Genomic DNA, 16,271 nt, shown 5'->3' on the forward strand with positions numbered 1-16,271 from the left:
GCGCTGCCAGGACGCACCAAACCAGTAGCTCAGCGGGTCTATCCGCAGTTGACCCATCAGGTCGCCCAGGCGCAGGCCTTCGACAATTTTCCTATTTGTCGCTCCTCAAACGTCCCCCAAGTATTCTTGTAGTCCGACCGCCGAACGAACGCACGTACCTTGACCCACAGATGATTGGCCAGCAGTTGCGCCAGGCTTTCATTGGTCTGTGGGAAGAACTGAATGCCGTCTTCGATGGGGTATTCCGAACGATTGCCCATCCCGGTGCGGCAGGCATAACTGTCGATCTGTGCCGTGGGGGAGAATGCCTGTGGCGAAAGCTTGTTGTAGTTCAGTACGTCCAGGGACATCTGATAGTCCCCGGTGGTGTGATAACCAAAGGCGATTCGCTGCGGTACACCATGACTGAAGAACGAAAGGTGCTCGATAGGGGCCTGGGTTCGGTCTTTTCCACTGTTCAGGTAGGCGATCAATTCCTTGACTGTTGTGACGGTGATGAAGTCCGCGCCGTAGGCGTCGGCGGAGCTGCGTGCCGCACTGAGCATGGCTTCATTGTAAAGCGGGGTGAAGACCACCAGCGTCCGCGCCAAGGCGGGCTTGCTGCGTTTGAACTCGCCCAGTTCGCGCACCGCCTGGCCGATGAACATCATCTTGTTGCCCGAACGCTGGTCATGCTGGCTGCCGGCGACGGCAATCAACTCGGGAGTCAGCGGCGCCTTATCGCTGGTTTTGGGTTTGTCTTCAGCGGCGAGGGACTGCGATGGTTTCGCCTGTGAAGCAGGGGGCGAGAAGAGATTCTGACCGGAGGCGGCGGCAGTTCTCATCGGCTCCGCGGGTTTGCTCGATGATAGCGGGCCCAGTGGCGCGATAATGCGATTGGTCCCCTCCGGGCAGCCGCAACTGACCATGTTCCTGTCGACGGCCATGGGAATGCCGTCCCAGGTGTAATCGGGGTCCCCTTCAGCGACCGTCCCGGCTTTTCCACACTTGGGGCATGTTCCGGTCTTGTCGCCTCTGAGAATGAATCCTCTGCCCTCGCAGATGCCGAAGTGCGTGATGTAGCTGATCAGCAGTGCGCCGGTGGTGGTTCTATCCCCACCGAGTGCCTGGCCCTTGCCATTGATATCGGGGCGGTGCGCTGTCATTGCTCGGCCTTCTTCGCGGGGAGGAAGTCGCTGGCAGGAGGCGAGTGCTTGCGGAGGTTGATGTGCCCGATGTTCTGCCGGCTATTGATGATTTCGTCGCCGTTATCCAGCCGGCTGCCGACCAGGGCAAGGTTGGAGAAGGCGTCTCCCGCACCAGTCTCGATATAGGCAATTGAGCCATCCGGATATTCGACGGGGTCGCCGATCCGGGCGATGGCGAGCGCTTCACCTGAGGGCAGGGTGATGGTGAGGCTGGAGGTACCTTGAGTTATTACGCCGCCGCGTTTGCTCTGGCTTCCCTCGGAGGCAAATAGTCGAATGGCTATTGCGGGGTTTTCCTGCTGTTCAGCCTGGTTCCGCCGAATAAGTTCTGCCGCCTCGGCATCGAATGTGTTTATTTGCTCTTCGGAGAAACAAGGCTTGTTCAGTTCCTGCAGGCGTTCTGGCGATACTTCGTTGTTGTAGAAGCGGGTTGATGTATTTGCGAGCGTCATATGCTTGCGTCTTTGTAGTAGTGATATGGCAGCGTTTTCCCAGCCTCAGGGGAAATACGTTGCCGAAAAATCGACTCTACTTAGGGGGTTGTTGCTGCGTATGTAGGAATTGGCTGCGCGGTGGGTACGCTGATTCAGTGCGGGAAGGCGAACGGGATGTGAGAGCTGGGAAAGGCTCCTAGCTGCAAATGGTTGATCTGATTATTGTGGCTACGCCCGAATACCATGGAGTTCATCGATTTTCGTCGTTGGGGATTGGCATTTGTCCGGAGTGGGTAGCCTGAAGAAAAATTGCCAACGAATCGTGGCGGTTTTGATCGGCCGCAACCGGTCAGGCTCTTGCAGGTCCCGTGGGATTACGAATTCAGCCATTCCCGGATCGCCCGTGTTGGCTGCCTGTACCGACGTTGTGCAATTACCCTCACCTGCCGGTGCAGCGGTTTTCTTATGCCGAAGCGTCTATTCCGGGCTTGTTCGCAAGAGAGGGCAAATCGCTACGACTAAAGTCGTCTGGAGCCCTTGCAGCGCTCCAATAAATTAGGGATCGACGACATCCGCGTCATCCCCGCTGTGAGGACAAGAACAAAATGAACGACAGCATCTACCAGCGGATTGATACCAATCCGCGCTTCAAAGAGTTGGTGGCCAAGCGCGAGCGATTCGCCTGGTTGCTCTCCCTGATCATGTTGGGCCTGTACGTGGTCTTCATCCTGCTCATCGCCTTCCAGCCGCAGCTGCTCGGCGCGAAGATCAGTGCCGATTCGTCCGTCACCTGGGGCATCCCCATGGGCGTCGGGCTGATTCTCTCTGCCTTCGTGCTTACCGGCATCTACGTGCGCCGGGCGAACGGTGAATTCGACCGCCTCAACCAGGAAATCCTCAAGGAGGCCCAGCAATGAAAGGCCGACACTCCGCGGCCCTCGCGCTGGCCGCCGTTCTTCCCGCTCTGTGGGCTCCCGCACTCTGGGCTGACGCCCTCACCGGCGAGGTGCAGCGCCAGCCGCTGAACGTCTCCGCCATCGTCATGTTCGTCGCCTTCGTCGGCCTGACCCTGTGCATCACCTACTGGGCCTCGAAACGCAGCAAATCCGCCGCCGATTTCTACACCGCCGGTGGCAGCATCACCGGTTTCCAGAACGGCCTGGCGATCGCCGGCGACTACATGTCCGCCGCGTCCTTCCTCGGCATTTCCGCGCTGGTGTTCACCTCCGGCTACGACGGCCTGATCTACTCCATCGGCTTCCTCGTCGGCTGGCCAATCATCCTCTTCCTGATCGCCGAACGCCTGCGCAACCTGGGCAAGTACACCTTCGCTGACGTGGCGTCCTATCGCCTCAAGCAGAAGGACATCCGCACCCTGTCCGCCTGCGGTTCGCTGGTGGTGGTGGCCTTCTACCTGATCGCGCAGATGGTCGGCGCCGGCAAGCTGATCGAGCTGCTGTTCGGCCTGAACTACCACGTCGCGGTCGTGCTGGTCGGCATCCTGATGGTGCTGTACGTGCTGTTCGGCGGCATGCTCGCCACCACCTGGGTACAGATCATCAAGGCCGTGCTGCTGCTCTCGGGCGCCACCTTCATGGCGATCATGGTGCTCAAGCACGTCAACTTCGATGTCAGCACGCTGTTCTCCGAAGCCATCAAGGTCCACCCGAAGGGCGAGTCGATCATGAGCCCCGGCGGCCTGGTGAAGGACCCGATCTCGGCGTTCTCCCTGGGCTTCGCGCTGATGTTCGGCACCGCTGGCCTGCCGCACATCCTGATGCGCTTCTTCACCGTCAGTGACGCCAAGGAAGCCCGCAAGTCGGTGTTCTTCGCCACCGGTTTCATCGGCTACTTCTACATCCTGACCTTCATCATCGGCTTCGGCGCGATCCTGCTGGTCAGCACCAACCCTGACTTCAAGGACGCCACCGGCGCGCTGCTGGGCGGCAACAACATGGCGGCCGTGCACCTGGCCGATGCCGTGGGCGGCAGCCTGTTCCTGGGCTTCATCTCCGCCGTGGCCTTCGCCACCATCCTCGCGGTGGTTGCCGGCCTGACCCTGGCCGGCGCCTCGGCCGTGTCCCACGACCTGTACGCCAGCGTGCTGAAAGGCGGCAAGGCCAACGAGAAAGATGAGCTGCGCGTCTCGAAGATCACCACCGTATGCCTCGGCGTGGTCGCGATCGTGCTCGGCATCCTGTTCGAGAAGCAGAACATCGCCTTCATGGTCGGCCTGGCCTTCTCCATCGCCGCCAGCTGCAACTTCCCGGTGCTGCTGCTCTCCATGTACTGGAAGAAGCTGACCACCCGTGGCGCGAAGATCGGTGGCTGGCTCGGCCTGGTCACCGCAGTGACCCTGATGATCCTCGGCCCGACCATCTGGGTGCAGATCCTCGGTCACGAGAAAGCCATCTACCCGTACGAGTACCCGGCGCTGTTCTCCATGGCCGTGGCCTTCATCGGTATCTGGTTCTTCTCCATCACCGACAAGTCGACCGCTGCCGACGAAGAGCGCGCGCGCTTCTTCCCGCAGTTCATCCGTTCGCAGACCGGCCTGGGTGCCAGTGGCGCAGCTGCCCACTGATCGTCTGAGCTAACCTGCCGGGGCCGGGGGTGGAAACACCTCCGGCCCCGCTTTTTTGACAGGGATGGATGACGGATGTCCGAAGATTTCAACTTCGCCTCGCCGCCCTTCGACCAGCTCCGCCCGCGGGAGCGCGAACAGCTGCGCGATGCGCTGAGCGTGGGCTACTACACGGTCGATGAAGTGCTGCTCGAAGCCGGCGCGCCGGTGCCCTGCCTGTTCGTCCTGATGAAGGGCGTGATCGAGGAGCGCGGCGAGGACGGCAAGCTGTTCGCCCAGTACGGCGCCGAGGACCTGTTCGACGTGCGCGGGCTGTTCTCCGGCAGCAGCAAGCACCGCTACCAGGCAGTGGAAGAGAGCATCGTCTATGAACTGCCGGCGGCGGTGTTCCACCAGCTGTGCACAGACAACCCCCAGTTCGCCCGCTTCTTCCGCGCGGACCTGGCCAGCAAGCGCCAGCTGGAACGCCGCGACGGGCAAAACCTCGCCGAATTCATCCTCACTCGCATTGCGCCCGAACACCTGTTGCCCGCCATCGAGGTGGGGCCGACGCTGCCCCTGGGCGACGCCGCGCGCCTTCAACTCAGCCGCGGCGCGGACGCGCTGCTGGTGCGCGAGGACGGCGCGCTGGGCATCGTCACCCGCACGGACCTGATGACGGCGCACTTCCGCGATGGCTTCAGCGAGGCGCAACCGATTGGGCCGCTGGCGCACCGCCCGTTGAGTCACGTCGAGCTGGGCGATTTCCTCTTCGATGCGATGATCCTCATGACCCGCCAGCGCATCGAGCGCGTGGCGGTATGCGAGGAGGGCAGGGTGGTCGGTCTGCTGCACCTGACCCAGGTGCTCAGCCTGTTCTCCACCCACTCCCATGTGCTGGCGCTGCGCATTGCCCGCGCCGAAAGCGAGGCTGAGCTGCGCGCCGCCGCCGAGACCCTGCATACGCTGATCGCGACCCTGGCGGGCAATGGCATCCGCCTGCGTTTCATCATGCAACTGGTCAGTGCTCTCAACGAACAACTGCTCGAGCGCCTCTTCGAGTTGCAGGTTCCGCCGGTCCTCCGTGGTCGTTGCTGCCTGCTGGTGATGGGCAGCGAAGGGCGCGCGGAGCAGTTGCTCAAGACCGACCAGGACAACGCGCTGATCCTCGACGATGGTCTGCCGGTGGAGCAGGGCCTGTTGCTGATGCAGCGCTTCTCCGCCGCGCTGCTGGAGTTCGGCTATCCGCCTTGCCCCGGTGGGGTGATGGCCAGCCGGCCGGAGTGGTGCAAACCCTTGTCCGAGTGGCAGCGCGAATTGCGCGAGCTGCCGCTGCAAGGTCGCCCCGAACAACTGATGCGCCTGTCGATCCTCGCCGATGCCTGGCCGGTGGCGGGCAACCGAAGGCTGTTCGACAGCCTGCGCGAATGCCTGTACGAGCTGGCCGGCGACAGCAGTCGCTGGATGAGCGACCTGGCGCTGCCGGCCCTGCAATTCGACACGCCACTGACCTTCCTCGGCCAGCTGAAAACCCAGGATGCGCAGCTGGACGTGAAGCGTGGCGGCATTTTCCCCATCGTTCACGGCGCCCGTGTGTTGGCCGTGCGCGAAGGGCTGGAGGAGCGCGGCACCCTCGGCCGACTCGTCGCCCTGAAGGCACTGGGCGTGCTGGACGATTCGCTGGTGGACAACCTGGCCGAAGCCTTCGAGCTGTTCCTGCAACTGCGCCTGCGCCAGCAACTGGATGGCCAGCGTGACGGCCGCGAACAGGGGCTCGATGTTTCTCGCCTCAGCCGCCACGAGCGTGATCTGCTGCGCTTTGGGCTGCATACGGTGAAGAAGTTCAAGCAGAGCCTGACCCGTCAATTCCACCTGGAGACCCGATGAACGCTTGTGTCGCTGCACCCGATCCGCACTGGTCTGCCTGGCGCCGTCGCCTGTACTGGTGGCGGCACGATCCGGCGGAGGCGCAAGAGCTGGTGTCGCTGGACCTGGAGACCACCAGCCTCGATCCGCGCAAGGCCGATATCCTCAGCATCGGCGCGGTGGTGATCCGGCGTGGCAAGCTGATTCTCGGTGAGCGCCTGGAGCTGCTGGTGGAGCCGCCGCCGTCGCTGGACGGCGAGTCGATCCGTATCCACAAGCTGCGTCGCACTGACCTTGAGGGGCAACTGCCGTTGGTGGAAGCCCTGCGCCGGGTGCAGGCGTTCGTCGGTGATCGGCCGCTACTGGGCTACTACCTGTCCTTTGACGTCGCGGTGTTGCGCCGGCACCTGCGCGAGCAACTCGATGCGCGGCTGGACAACCCCCGCGTGGAAGTCTCGGAAATCTACCACCGCAAGATGAGCAGGCGCTTCCCCGACCTGCACCTGGATCTGCGCTTCGACACCCTGGCGCGCCATCTGGAAATCCCCATCGAAGGCCGCCACACCGCTATCGGCGACGCGCGCACTGCAGCCCTGATGTTCCTGCGCCTGCGCAAGGGCTCACTACCCCGCGACCTGAGCTGATCCCGAGTACGTGCAGATTCTTTGAATCTTCCGCGCATCCTCCCAGTCGGAAACCATAAGCGCTGGCCTATCGCACCACCGCGAGCCATCGCCCCTCGTCGACTGAAAGAGGAGAGACGATATGGGACTCGGGACCATCCTGTTGATCATCCTGATCTTGCTGCTGATCGGCGGCCTGCCGGTCTTCCCCCACTCGCGCAATTGGGGTTACGGCCCCTCCGGTGTGATCGGCGTGGTGCTGGTCGTGCTGCTGGTGCTGTTGTTGCTGGGGCGGATCTGACCGGGCGGGGACGGATCGGTTTGCCCCATTAAACCCTTCACCCTCACCCTCTCCCCAGGGGAGAGGGGACCGTTCGGCACAGGTTGAAACCGAATTGTCAGCCGGCACGAGCGGCTCCCTTTCCCTGCGGGAGAGGGCTGGGTGAGGGGAGTGCCCTAGCGCGGTGGCGTCAGATAACTCGGCTTTCGTCACAGCGCCGATACGTCACAGGGTGATTCGTCGCACAGCCATTCCGAGGTGCCTGTACTAACATACTGGGCCTTTGCCATCAGGGAGTCGTAGGGATGCTGGGCGTTGTACTGGTTGTGCTGGGCGTGGTGTGGTTGCTCGTCCAGTGCGGGCTGGGCCTGCCACCGCTGGCCGAAGCCATGACCCTGGACCCGGTGGTCAATCCGGACCGCTATTGGCAGTTTGCCTTCCTCGGCCCAGCCTTTCCCGTGGCCCTGGGCATCTTCCTGTTGCGCTACCGCATCAGGCAATTCGCCCAGTTCAAGCGCGAGCGCATCAACTGCGCGGCCCACCTGCTCGTCTCCGCCGGCATCGCCCTCGTGCTGGGCAAGCTCTGCGTGCTGCTCCAGGCCTGATCTGTATCCCTCGAAGCGCTAGTGCGCCGGCGGTTTGCCAGGGGCATTCAGCGCCCTGATTTCGCCGCTGATAGCCGAAAGCCTTGGTTACACTTCGGGCCACAGTCGTCGACAGGACCGTTGTCGATACCCGTCCCGAACAAGACAAGAAAAGGCAGACCTCCCCTATGCAAAATCGCATCATGATCACCGGCGCCGGTTCCGGCCTCGGACGCGAAATCGCCCTGCGCTGGGCCCGCGAGGGCTGGAAGCTGGCGCTGGCCGACGTCAACGAAGCAGGCCTGCAGGAAACCCTCAAGCTGGTACGCGAGGCCGGCGGTGACGGCTTCACCCAGCGCTGCGACGTGCGCGACTACAGCCAGCTGACCCAGCTGGCGCAGTCCTGCGAAGAGAAATTCGGCGGCATCGACATCATCGTCAACAACGCCGGTGTCGCCTCCGGCGGCTTCTTCAGCGAACTCTCGCTGGAAGACTGGGACTGGCAGATCTCGATCAACCTGATGGGCGTGGTCAAGGGCTGCAAGGCCTTCCTGCCGCTGCTGGAGAAGAGCAAGGGCCGGATCATCAACATCGCCTCCATGGCTGCCCTGATGCAGGGCCCGGCGATGAGCAACTACAACGTGGCCAAGGCCGGTGTGGTGGCGCTTTCGGAAAGCCTGCTGGCCGACCTCAGCCTGGTGGATGTGAAGGTCCACGTGGTCTGCCCGTCGTTCTTCCAGACCAACCTGCTGGATTCCTTCCGTGGTCCGAGCCCGGAGATGAAGACCCAGGTCGGCAAGCTGCTGGAAAGCTCGCCCATCAGCGCCGCCGACATCGCCGACTACATCCACCAGGAAGTGGCCCGCGACGTCTTCATGATCCTGCCCCACGAACAGGGCCGCATGGCCTGGCAGATCAAGCAGCAGAACCCGCAGGCGCTGTACGACGAGATGGCGAAAATGGCCGAGAAGATGCAAGCCAAGCGCCGCAGCCTGGGCTGATTTCCAGTCACTTTTTGCCCCCTTTCGGTGCAGTGGAAGAGAGGGCTTGCCCAGGCCGGTGCAAAGGGTTAGTTTTAGTCACCGGCCTGCCTGGCTGATGTACGTTGGACCCCGGTGAAAGCCCCGCTCATTTCGCGGGGCTTTTGCTTTTTCGGGCTACTGCCCAGCTCTTGGGATTCGTGCTTTGCGCATCGCCAGGCCTGTGTTAGAAGGCTCCGGTGTCATTGAAGGAAGAACCCGCTTGCACTCTGAATCCATCGTCTATGGCTGCATCCGCGACTGGCCCGGCGACTCGATGGAGCGCCGCCTGCGCCGCGCCGCCAACCGCAAGGTGCTCGACAGTCTGCCCATGGGCGAGGCCTGGCCGTTCCTGGGCCGCGAGATGTTCAGCCGCTGTGAGACCGAAGGTGCGGGCCTGTACCAGTCCCAGGTGATCCATTTCGGCGCCAGCTACCAGACCATCGAGTACGAGTGGAAACTCTGGGTCGAACAGTTCGAAGCCCTGCTGCGCCGCCTGTACTGGGCCAGCGCGGTGGTGCATCTGGAAACCGAAGTCAACGGCAGCCACACCTTCCGCTGGGAGTCCGAAAACGGCTTCCACAGTCCGCGCGAAGGCGAGCTGAAAGTGCGCTGCGCCTGGGAGCGCGAGGGCGGCCTGCGCGGCTGACCGGCGCACTTCCCGTCACGGAAAGAGCCCCCATGATCAATTACCTCTGGTTCGTCCTCGCCGCTTTCTGCGAGATCGCCGGCTGCTACGCCTTCTACCTCTGGCTGCGTCTGGACAAGAGCGCCCTGTGGATAATTCCCGGCCTGCTCAGCCTGACGGTCTTCGCCCTGCTGCTCACCCGCGTCGAAGCGAACTACGCCGGGCGCGCCTATGCCGCGTACGGTGGTATCTACGTCGCTGCGTCGCTGTTCTGGCTGGCCTTCGTCGAGAAGAGTCGCCCGCTGTGGAGCGACTGGGTAGGCGTGGCGCTCTGCGTCATCGGCGCCAGCGTGGTGCTGCTGGGGCCGCGTCTGGCTCCCTGATCCGCTCCCATCTGACCACTGAGCTTCGTCGTAGGATGGGTGGAGCTTGCGATACCCATGCCGTGGTGCACGCAATCGATGGGTATCGCTGCGTTCCACGCCATCCCACATAGTGTTCAGCCTGAGCGTCATAGAAGGAGCGTGTCAGTCCTCCAGCCACTCCTTCGGCACTTCGCTTTTCAGCATCAGCTGACACTGCTGGCTTTCCGGATCGAAGACGATCACCGCCTCGCCGCGCTTGAGTGCATGCCGCGCGCGCTCCACGCGCACGTCCAGCGGCGTGTCGTCGCCGTTGTCGGTGCCTTCGCGGGTAACGAAGTCTTCCAGCAGGTTGTTCAGGGTGTCGGCTTCGATGAGCTCGAAGGGAATCAGCATGGCTGGCTACTCAGAATCGCAGCGCGGGATTGTAGTCCCGCGCTGCGCCGAGTGCAGCTTCAGTTCTTTTCCCCGTCCGGGGCCTTGCCCTTGTCGGACGATCCATCGCCGCTGTCGATCAGGTCGTCCACCGGTGGCACATGGGTGGTGCTCTCCATGTGTACCGGGTGCTCCAGCTGCTTGCTGAAACGCTCCAGCGTGCCTTCGCTGGGCTCCGCGTCGCTGTCGAATACCGGCGGACTGAGCATGTACGCCGTGAGCAGTTTTGCCAGCGCGGCAAGGCTGTCGATATGGGTGCGTTCGTAGCCGTGGGTGGCATCGCAGCCGAACGCCAGCAGGGCGGTGCGGATGTCGTGGCCGGCGGTGATCGCCGACTGCGCGTCGCTGTGGTAATAGCGGAACAGGTCGCGGCGCACCGGGACTTCATGGCGCTCGCCCAGCCGCAGCAGATGCCGCGAGAGGTGGAAGTCGTAAGGACCGCCGGAATCCTGCAAGGCCACGCTCACTGCGTGCTCGCTGGAGTTCTGTCCCTCGGCCACCGGGGCGATGTCGATGCCGACGAACTCGCTGACGTCCCAGGGCAGCGCGCCGGCCGCGCCGGAGCCGATCTCCTCGGTGATGGTGAACAGCGGGTGGCAATCGATGGGTGGAACGTTGCCGCTTTCCACGATGGCCTTGAGCGAAGCCAGCAGCGCGGCGACGCCGGCCTTGTCGTCGAGGTGGCGGGCGCTGATGTGGCCGCTCTCGGTGAATTCCGGCAAGGGGTCGAAGGCGACGAAGTCGCCGATGGCCACGCCCAGGGATTCACTGTCGGCGCGGCTGGCGGTGTAGGTGTCCAGACGCAGTTCGACGTGGTCCCAGCTGATCGGCAGGGTATCCACGGCAGTATTGAAGGCGTGCCCGGAAGCCAGCAGCGGCAGCACGCTGCCACGGAACACGCCGTTCTCGCAGAATACCGTGACGCGGCTGCCCTCGGCGAAGCGGCTCGACCAGCAACCCACCGGCGCCAGTGCCAGGCGACCGTTGGGCTTGATCTCGCGGACGATGGCGCCAATGGTGTCCAGGTGCGCCGAGACCGCGCGGTCCGGACTCTTGCGCCGGCCCAGGAGGGTCGCGCGAATGGTCCCGCGGCGGGTCATCTCGAAGGGGACGCCGATCTCCTCCAGCCGCTCGGCAACGTAACGCACGATGGTGTCGGTGAAGCCGGTGGGGCTGGGGATGGCGAGCATTTCCAGCAGCACGCGCTGCAGGTAGTTCAGGTCCGGTTGCGGCAGTTGGGTCATGCCGGGGCCTCCACGTTGGGGTGTGGCTGGTCACGGTTGTCGCGGTGCAGCAGTTCGCGGCTCAGCGGGAAGAGCAGGTCGACGAAGCGCTCGGCAGTGGGCTGTGGCTCATGGTTGGCCAGACCGGGGCGCTCATTGGCTTCGATGATCACGTAGTCCGCCTGGTCGGCCTCGGTGACCAGCAGATCGAGGCCGGTGACCGGAATCTCCAGTGCCCGCGCCGCGCGGATGGCTGCGTCGGCGAGCGCCGGGTGCAGGCGCTCGGTGACGTCCTCCAGGGTGCCGCCGGTGTGCAGGTTGGCGGTGCGGCGCACGGCCAGGCGCTGGCCGCTGGGCAGCACGTCGTCGTAGGTGAAGCCCGCGGCGCTCAGGGTGCGCTCGGTTTCGCCGTCCAGCGGGATGCGACTCTCGCCGCCGGTGGCCGCCATACGCCGACGGCTCTGCGCCTCGATCAGCTTGCGGATGCTGTGCCGACCATCGCCGATCACCTCGGCGGGGCGGCGGATGGCGGCGGCCACCACTTCGTAGCCGATCATCACGATGCGCAGGTCCTGGCCGGGGTGGTAGCTCTCGAGGATCACGCGGGTGTCGAACTGCTTCGCGTGGGCGATGGCTTCCTCCACCTCTTGTGGCGTGCGCAGGTCCACGGCGACGCCCTGGCCCTGTTCGCCGTCCACCGGCTTGACCACCAGCGCGCTGTGCTCCTCAAGGAACGCGGCATTCTCCTGGGCACTACCGGCCAGCCGCTGTTGTGGCTGGCGCAGGCTGGCACGGTCGAGGGCGCGGTGGGTGAGGGTCTTGTCCTGGCACAGGCTCATGCTCACGGCGCTGGTGAGGTCGCACAGCGACTCCCGGCAGCGGATGCGCCGGCCTCCCTGGGTGAGGGTGAAGAGGCCGGCGTCGGCGTCCTGCACCTGGACTTCGATGCCGCGCCGATGGGCTTCGTCGACGATGATCTTCGCGTAGGGGTTCAGACCTTTCTCCGGGCCGGGGCCGAGGAACAGCGACTGGTTGATGCCGTTCTTGCACTTGATGGCAAAGGTGGGCAGCTCGCGGAAACGCAGCTTGTGGTAGAGCGACTTGGCCTGCTGGTTGCCGTGCAGCACCGACAGGTCCAGATACGCCAGGCCGCGGCTCATGAAGTGCTCGATCAGGTGGCGCACCAGCGCTTCGCCGACGCCGGGCCGGCTGGACTGTGGGTCCACCGCCAGGCACCAGAGGCTGGAGCCGCCTTCCGGATCGCGGAAGGCCTTGGCGTGATTGATGCCCATGACCGTGCCGATCACCGTGCCGGTCTCGGCGTCTTCCGCCAGCCAGTAGGCCGGGCCGCCCTGGTGGCGCGGGGTGACGTTGGACGGATCGACTGGCAGCATGCCGCGCGACAGGTACAGGCGGTTGATCGCTGCCCAGTCTTCATCGCTGTGCACGCGGCGGATGCGGAAGCCGCGGAAAGGCCGGCGCGCGGGGCGATAGTCGGTGAACCACAGGCGCAGCGCGTCGGATGGATCGAGGAAGAGTTGCTGCGGTGCCTGCGCCAGCACCTGCTGCGGAGCGGCTACGTAAAGGGCAATGTCGCGCTCACCGGGCTGCTCGTTGAGCAATTCGGCGGCGAGCTTGTCGGGGCTGGAAAAGGTGTGGCCAATCAGCAGGCGGCCCCAGCCGCATTGCAGGATCAGCGGGCCGTGGCTTTCCGCGTGGTCGCCGGCGAAACGTGCCTGCAGCCGCTCGTAGGTCGGCGTCTGGCCGCGCAGCAGCCGCTGGTTGTGGGGATGGGGCAGGTTGGAATGGGCTTTCATCTTGCGCTCCCTGATAAGGCATCTGTCCTGGGCTGGAAGAAAAGGCAACGCCGCACGAGGCGGCGTTGCCGGGCTCTAGAGGCCTTGTTCCGTCAGCCAGAGGTTGAGGGCCGCCAACTGCCACAACTTGGAACCACGCAGCGGAGTAAGGTCGCTTGCCGGGTCGCTGAGCAGGCGGTCGAACATCGCCGTCTCGAACAGGCCGCGGTCCTGGCTCGGGTCCAGCAGCAGTTCGCTGACCCAGGCGCGGGTATTGCCTTGCAGGTGCTTCAGACCGGGCACCGGGAAATAACCCTTGGGTCGGTCGATCACCTCGCTGGGGATGACCTTGCGCGCGGCGGCCTTGAGCACCTGCTTGCCGCCATCGCCGAGCTTGAAGCGCGACGGGATGCGCGCCGACAGCTCCGCGACGCGGTAGTCGAGGAACGGCACGCGGGCTTCCAGGCCCCAGGCCATGGTCATGTTGTCCACTCGCTTGACCGGGTCGTCGACCAGCATGATGGTGCTGTCCAGGCGCAACGCCTTGTCTACCGGGTCCTCCGCGCCAGGCTGGGCGAAGTGGTCGCGGACGAACTCGCTGGCCACGTCCTCCACCCGCAGGGCTTCGCGCACGGTGTCCAGGTATTCGCCGTGGCTACGGTCGAAGAAGGCCGCGCGGTAGGCCTGCAGTGGGTCCTTGGCGCCGGCCACTTTCGGGTACCAGTGGTAGCCGGCGAACAGCTCGTCGGCGCCCTGGCCGCTCTGTACCACCTTGCAGTGCTTCGAGACCTCCCTCGAGAGGAGGTAGAAGGCAATGCAGTCATGGCTGACCATTGGCTCGCTCATGGCGCGGAAGGCCGCGGGCAGCTGCGAGATCACTTCGTTCTCGTCGATGCGCAGCTGGTGGTGGCGGGTGCCGTAGCGCTGGGCGATCAGGTCCGAGTACTGGAATTCGTCGCCGCGCTCGCCACCGGCGTCCTCGAAGCCGATGGAGAAGGTCAGTAGGTCCTCGACGCCGGCCTCGTGCAGCAGGCCGACCAGCAGACTGGAGTCGACTCCGCCGGAAAGCAGCACGCCGACTTCTCGGGCGGCGCGCTGACGCACGCTCACGGCGTCGCGTAGGCTGGACAGCAGGCGGTCTTCCCAGTCGTCCAGGGTCAGCTCGCGCTCGTCCGGCAGCGGGCCGTAGTCCAGGGTCCACCAGCGCTGGCGCTCGGTGTGGCCGTCAGCGTCGATGGTCATCCAGGTGGCCGGCGGCAGCTTCTGCACTTCGGCCAGCAGGGTGCGCGGCGCGGGCACCACGGCGTGGAAGTTCAGGTAGTGGTTGAGTGCCACCGGGTCCAGCGCCGGGTCGATGTCACCGCCCTTGAGCAACGCCGGCAGGCTGGAGGCGAAGCGCAGACGCTTGCCGGTCTGCGACAGGTACAGCGGCTTGATGCCGAGGCGGTCGCGGGCGATGAACAGGCGTCGTTTGTCGCGTTCCCAGATGGCGAAGGCGAACATGCCATTGAGGCGGGGCAATAGTTGTTCACCCCAGGCGTGGTATCCCTTTAGAAGTACTTCGGTGTCGCCTCCGGAAAAGAAGCGGTACCCAAGGGCTTCCAGCTCGCCGCGCAGTTCGGGGTAGTTGTAGATTGCCCCGTTGAACACCAGCGACAGGCCCAGCGAGGTGTCGATCATCGGCTGACCGGAGGCTTCGGCCAGGTCCATGATCTTCAACCGCCGGTGCCCCAGGGCCACCGGCCCTTCGCTGTGGAAGCCCCAGGCGTCGGGGCCTCGCGGGGCGAGGTGATGGGTGATGCGTTCGACTGCGGCAAGGTCCGCAGCCTGGTTATCGAAACGTAGTTCTCCTGCTATTCCGCACATGTCCTTACCGGTTCTCCGTTGGGGATGAAGTGGGTGGCGCCTCATGGAGGCCTTAGGGGATGACCCGTCGATCTGGCGAGAGTTCTATCTGATTTCATTGAGAAAAAATGACGGAGCAGCAGGTGGACTGAGATGGCCGAGAGCAAGACCGCGATGCGCAACGCCCACGCACTCTCCATGTTGCAGGCCCTGAGACGGCTGCAGCAGGCGGCGGAAGTGCACTCCAAGAGCCTGGGTCGCGACGGTGAGCTGACGCCGCTGCAGCTGTTGATCCTGCAGGTCGTGGACCTGGAAGGGGAGATAACCGCTGGTCAGTTGGCACGGCAGGTGGCGCTGTCGCAGTCATCCATTTCCAGCGCGCTGACACGCCTGGAAAGCAAAGGGTTGCTGACCCGTCGGCGCGACGACGATGACCGCCGCAAGCAGTGGCTGAGCCTGGAGGCGGTCGGTCGGCGGGCGCTCAGGAACGGGCCGACGCTGCTGCCCGAGCATGCTTTGGAGCGCTTTGCCGGGCTGCCGGAATGGGAACAGCACGCGATCCTCGCGGGCCTGCTGCGCGCCGCCGAGCTGTTCGAGACGCCGGGAGTGGGCGTCGAGGAAGAAGAGTTCTAGGCTTCAGCTCATCAGCTTCTGCGCAGCCAGCGACAGACTGACTGCCACCAGCATCAACGCGAACAGGCGCTGCAAGGTCGCGCCGCCCAGGCGTACTGCCAGTCGATTGCCGAACAGCACACCGAGCGCGCCGCCCGCCGCCAGGCAGGCCAGCAACGGCAGTGGCGGTTGGGCATGGGTGAGGTAGAGCAGGAAGCCGCCACCGGACACCAGGGCGATTACCGCCATCGAAGTCGCCGTTGCGGCCATCATCGACAGCGGGGTGAACCACAGCAGGCCCGGCACGATCAGGAAGCCACCCCCCACCCCCATCAGGCCGGACAACATGCCCACCGCCAGTCCCACACCCAGCAGTGGGCCGTTGCGCGTCGGCTGGTCGGACACTCGCGGTTGGCTGGACCCCTGCCACATGCGCCAGGCCGACCACAGCACCAGCAGGCAGAAGCCGATGATCAGCCAGGCGTCCGGCACGAACTTGCCCAGCCACTGGCCGACGGCATTGCCTGGCCAGCCGGTGATCACCAGCCAGAACAGCGGCTTCCAGGCCACCTGGCCCTGCCGTGCACGCGGCACCGCGCCGATGGCCGCGGACAGTGCGACGGCGCCGAGGCTGACGCCGATGGCGTCGTGCAGCGGCAGGTGCAGGCTGAGCAGCAGGGGCAGGGCCACCAGCGAGCCGCCGGCGCCGGTCAGGCCCAGCAGCAGCCCGAGGATCAGGCCGATGGCGGAGGATTCAAGCAGCAGTGCATCCATGTCGGTGGTCCGCTCTGGAGGCTGGTCGCGGTCCCATCGA

Annotated in this window: 17 protein-coding genes; 10 read left to right on the plus strand and 7 right to left on the minus strand. The window is 64.6% G+C overall.

Annotated elements, in window-relative coordinates:
• Positions 1-56 precede the first annotated feature (56 nt).
• Together FAS41_RS31035 and FAS41_RS03920 are read right to left on the minus strand one after the other, a co-directional pair.
• Positions 57-1,145, minus strand: a complete 1,089-nt coding sequence (locus FAS41_RS31035; protein WP_218939100.1) for a PAAR domain-containing protein — start codon at positions 1,143-1,145, stop codon at positions 57-59.
• Entirely contained in the window at positions 1,142-1,639 is a 498-nt protein-coding gene (locus FAS41_RS03920) for a PAAR domain-containing protein (protein ID WP_138520338.1), read from the minus strand. Before FAS41_RS03920 ends, FAS41_RS31035 begins: the two co-directional genes overlap by 4 nt.
• Positions 1,640-2,226: 587 nt before the next feature.
• On the opposite strand from FAS41_RS03920, the gene FAS41_RS03925 reads away from it, so the two are divergent.
• From FAS41_RS03925 to FAS41_RS03965, 9 genes are all read left to right on the plus strand, one after another.
• On the plus strand, positions 2,227-2,538 hold the full coding sequence (locus FAS41_RS03925) for a DUF485 domain-containing protein (RefSeq protein WP_024763446.1): 312 nt from the start codon (positions 2,227-2,229) through the stop codon (positions 2,536-2,538).
• Positions 2,535-4,205 (plus strand): cation acetate symporter, encoded by a 1,671-nt coding sequence (locus tag FAS41_RS03930; protein WP_138520339.1) that lies wholly within the window; start codon positions 2,535-2,537, stop codon positions 4,203-4,205. The genes FAS41_RS03925 and FAS41_RS03930 overlap by 4 nt, the downstream gene beginning before the upstream one ends.
• A gap of 75 nt (positions 4,206-4,280) precedes the next feature.
• Positions 4,281-6,071, plus strand: coding sequence for a DUF294 nucleotidyltransferase-like domain-containing protein (locus tag FAS41_RS03935; protein WP_138520340.1), 1,791 nt, complete (start codon positions 4,281-4,283; stop codon positions 6,069-6,071).
• Entirely contained in the window at positions 6,068-6,694 is a 627-nt protein-coding gene (locus FAS41_RS03940; protein WP_138520341.1) for a 3'-5' exonuclease, read from the plus strand. Before FAS41_RS03935 ends, FAS41_RS03940 begins: the two co-directional genes overlap by 4 nt.
• A 121-nt stretch (positions 6,695-6,815) precedes the next feature.
• Positions 6,816-6,974, plus strand: a complete 159-nt coding sequence (locus FAS41_RS03945) for a DUF3309 family protein (RefSeq protein WP_138520342.1) — start codon at positions 6,816-6,818, stop codon at positions 6,972-6,974.
• Between the two features lie 284 nt (positions 6,975-7,258).
• Complete coding sequence (locus tag FAS41_RS03950; RefSeq protein ID WP_138520343.1) at positions 7,259-7,558, plus strand: hypothetical protein; 300 nt, start codon at positions 7,259-7,261, stop codon at positions 7,556-7,558.
• Between the two features lie 167 nt (positions 7,559-7,725).
• Positions 7,726-8,538 carry an SDR family oxidoreductase gene (locus tag FAS41_RS03955; protein WP_138520344.1) on the plus strand — a complete coding sequence of 271 codons (813 nt, stop codon included), beginning with the start codon at positions 7,726-7,728 and terminating at the stop codon, positions 8,536-8,538.
• 241 nt (positions 8,539-8,779) lie between these two features.
• Positions 8,780-9,205 carry a hypothetical protein gene (locus tag FAS41_RS03960; RefSeq protein ID WP_017522014.1) on the plus strand — a complete coding sequence of 142 codons (426 nt, stop codon included), beginning with the start codon at positions 8,780-8,782 and terminating at the stop codon, positions 9,203-9,205.
• A gap of 32 nt (positions 9,206-9,237) precedes the next feature.
• On the plus strand, positions 9,238-9,567 hold the full coding sequence (locus tag FAS41_RS03965) for a YnfA family protein (RefSeq protein WP_138215220.1): 330 nt from the start codon (positions 9,238-9,240) through the stop codon (positions 9,565-9,567).
• 144 nt (positions 9,568-9,711) lie between these two features.
• Here FAS41_RS03965 and FAS41_RS03970 read toward each other — a convergent pair whose 3' ends face one another.
• The 4 genes from FAS41_RS03970 to FAS41_RS03985 all read right to left on the minus strand — a co-directional run bounded on the left by FAS41_RS03970 (position 9,712) and on the right by FAS41_RS03985 (position 14,866).
• The gene (locus tag FAS41_RS03970; RefSeq protein ID WP_081520251.1) at positions 9,712-9,942 is read right to left on the minus strand and encodes a YheU family protein; all 231 of its coding nucleotides are present in this window, start codon (positions 9,940-9,942) and stop codon (positions 9,712-9,714) included.
• A gap of 59 nt (positions 9,943-10,001) precedes the next feature.
• The gene (locus FAS41_RS03975; protein ID WP_138520345.1) at positions 10,002-11,225 is read right to left on the minus strand and encodes an osmoprotectant NAGGN system M42 family peptidase; all 1,224 of its coding nucleotides are present in this window, start codon (positions 11,223-11,225) and stop codon (positions 10,002-10,004) included.
• Positions 11,222-13,021, minus strand: coding sequence for an N-acetylglutaminylglutamine synthetase (ngg, locus tag FAS41_RS03980; protein WP_138520346.1), 1,800 nt, complete (start codon positions 13,019-13,021; stop codon positions 11,222-11,224). The genes FAS41_RS03975 and ngg overlap by 4 nt, the downstream gene beginning before the upstream one ends.
• A gap of 75 nt (positions 13,022-13,096) precedes the next feature.
• Positions 13,097-14,866 carry an N-acetylglutaminylglutamine amidotransferase gene (locus FAS41_RS03985; protein WP_138520347.1) on the minus strand — a complete coding sequence of 590 codons (1,770 nt, stop codon included), beginning with the start codon at positions 14,864-14,866 and terminating at the stop codon, positions 13,097-13,099.
• A gap of 132 nt (positions 14,867-14,998) precedes the next feature.
• Here FAS41_RS03985 and FAS41_RS03990 point away from each other — a divergent pair, with 132 nt between their 5' ends.
• On the plus strand, positions 14,999-15,478 hold the full coding sequence (locus tag FAS41_RS03990) for a MarR family winged helix-turn-helix transcriptional regulator (RefSeq protein ID WP_138520348.1): 480 nt from the start codon (positions 14,999-15,001) through the stop codon (positions 15,476-15,478).
• 3 nt (positions 15,479-15,481) lie between these two features.
• Here FAS41_RS03990 and FAS41_RS03995 read toward each other — a convergent pair whose 3' ends face one another.
• Complete coding sequence (locus FAS41_RS03995) at positions 15,482-16,231, minus strand: sulfite exporter TauE/SafE family protein (RefSeq protein WP_138520349.1); 750 nt, start codon at positions 16,229-16,231, stop codon at positions 15,482-15,484.
• Positions 16,232-16,271: the final 40 nt, after the last annotated feature.

Origin of the sequence: Pseudomonas nicosulfuronedens (genome assembly GCF_005877905.1) — a bacterium.
GTDB lineage: Bacteria > Pseudomonadota > Gammaproteobacteria > Pseudomonadales > Pseudomonadaceae > Pseudomonas > Pseudomonas nicosulfuronedens.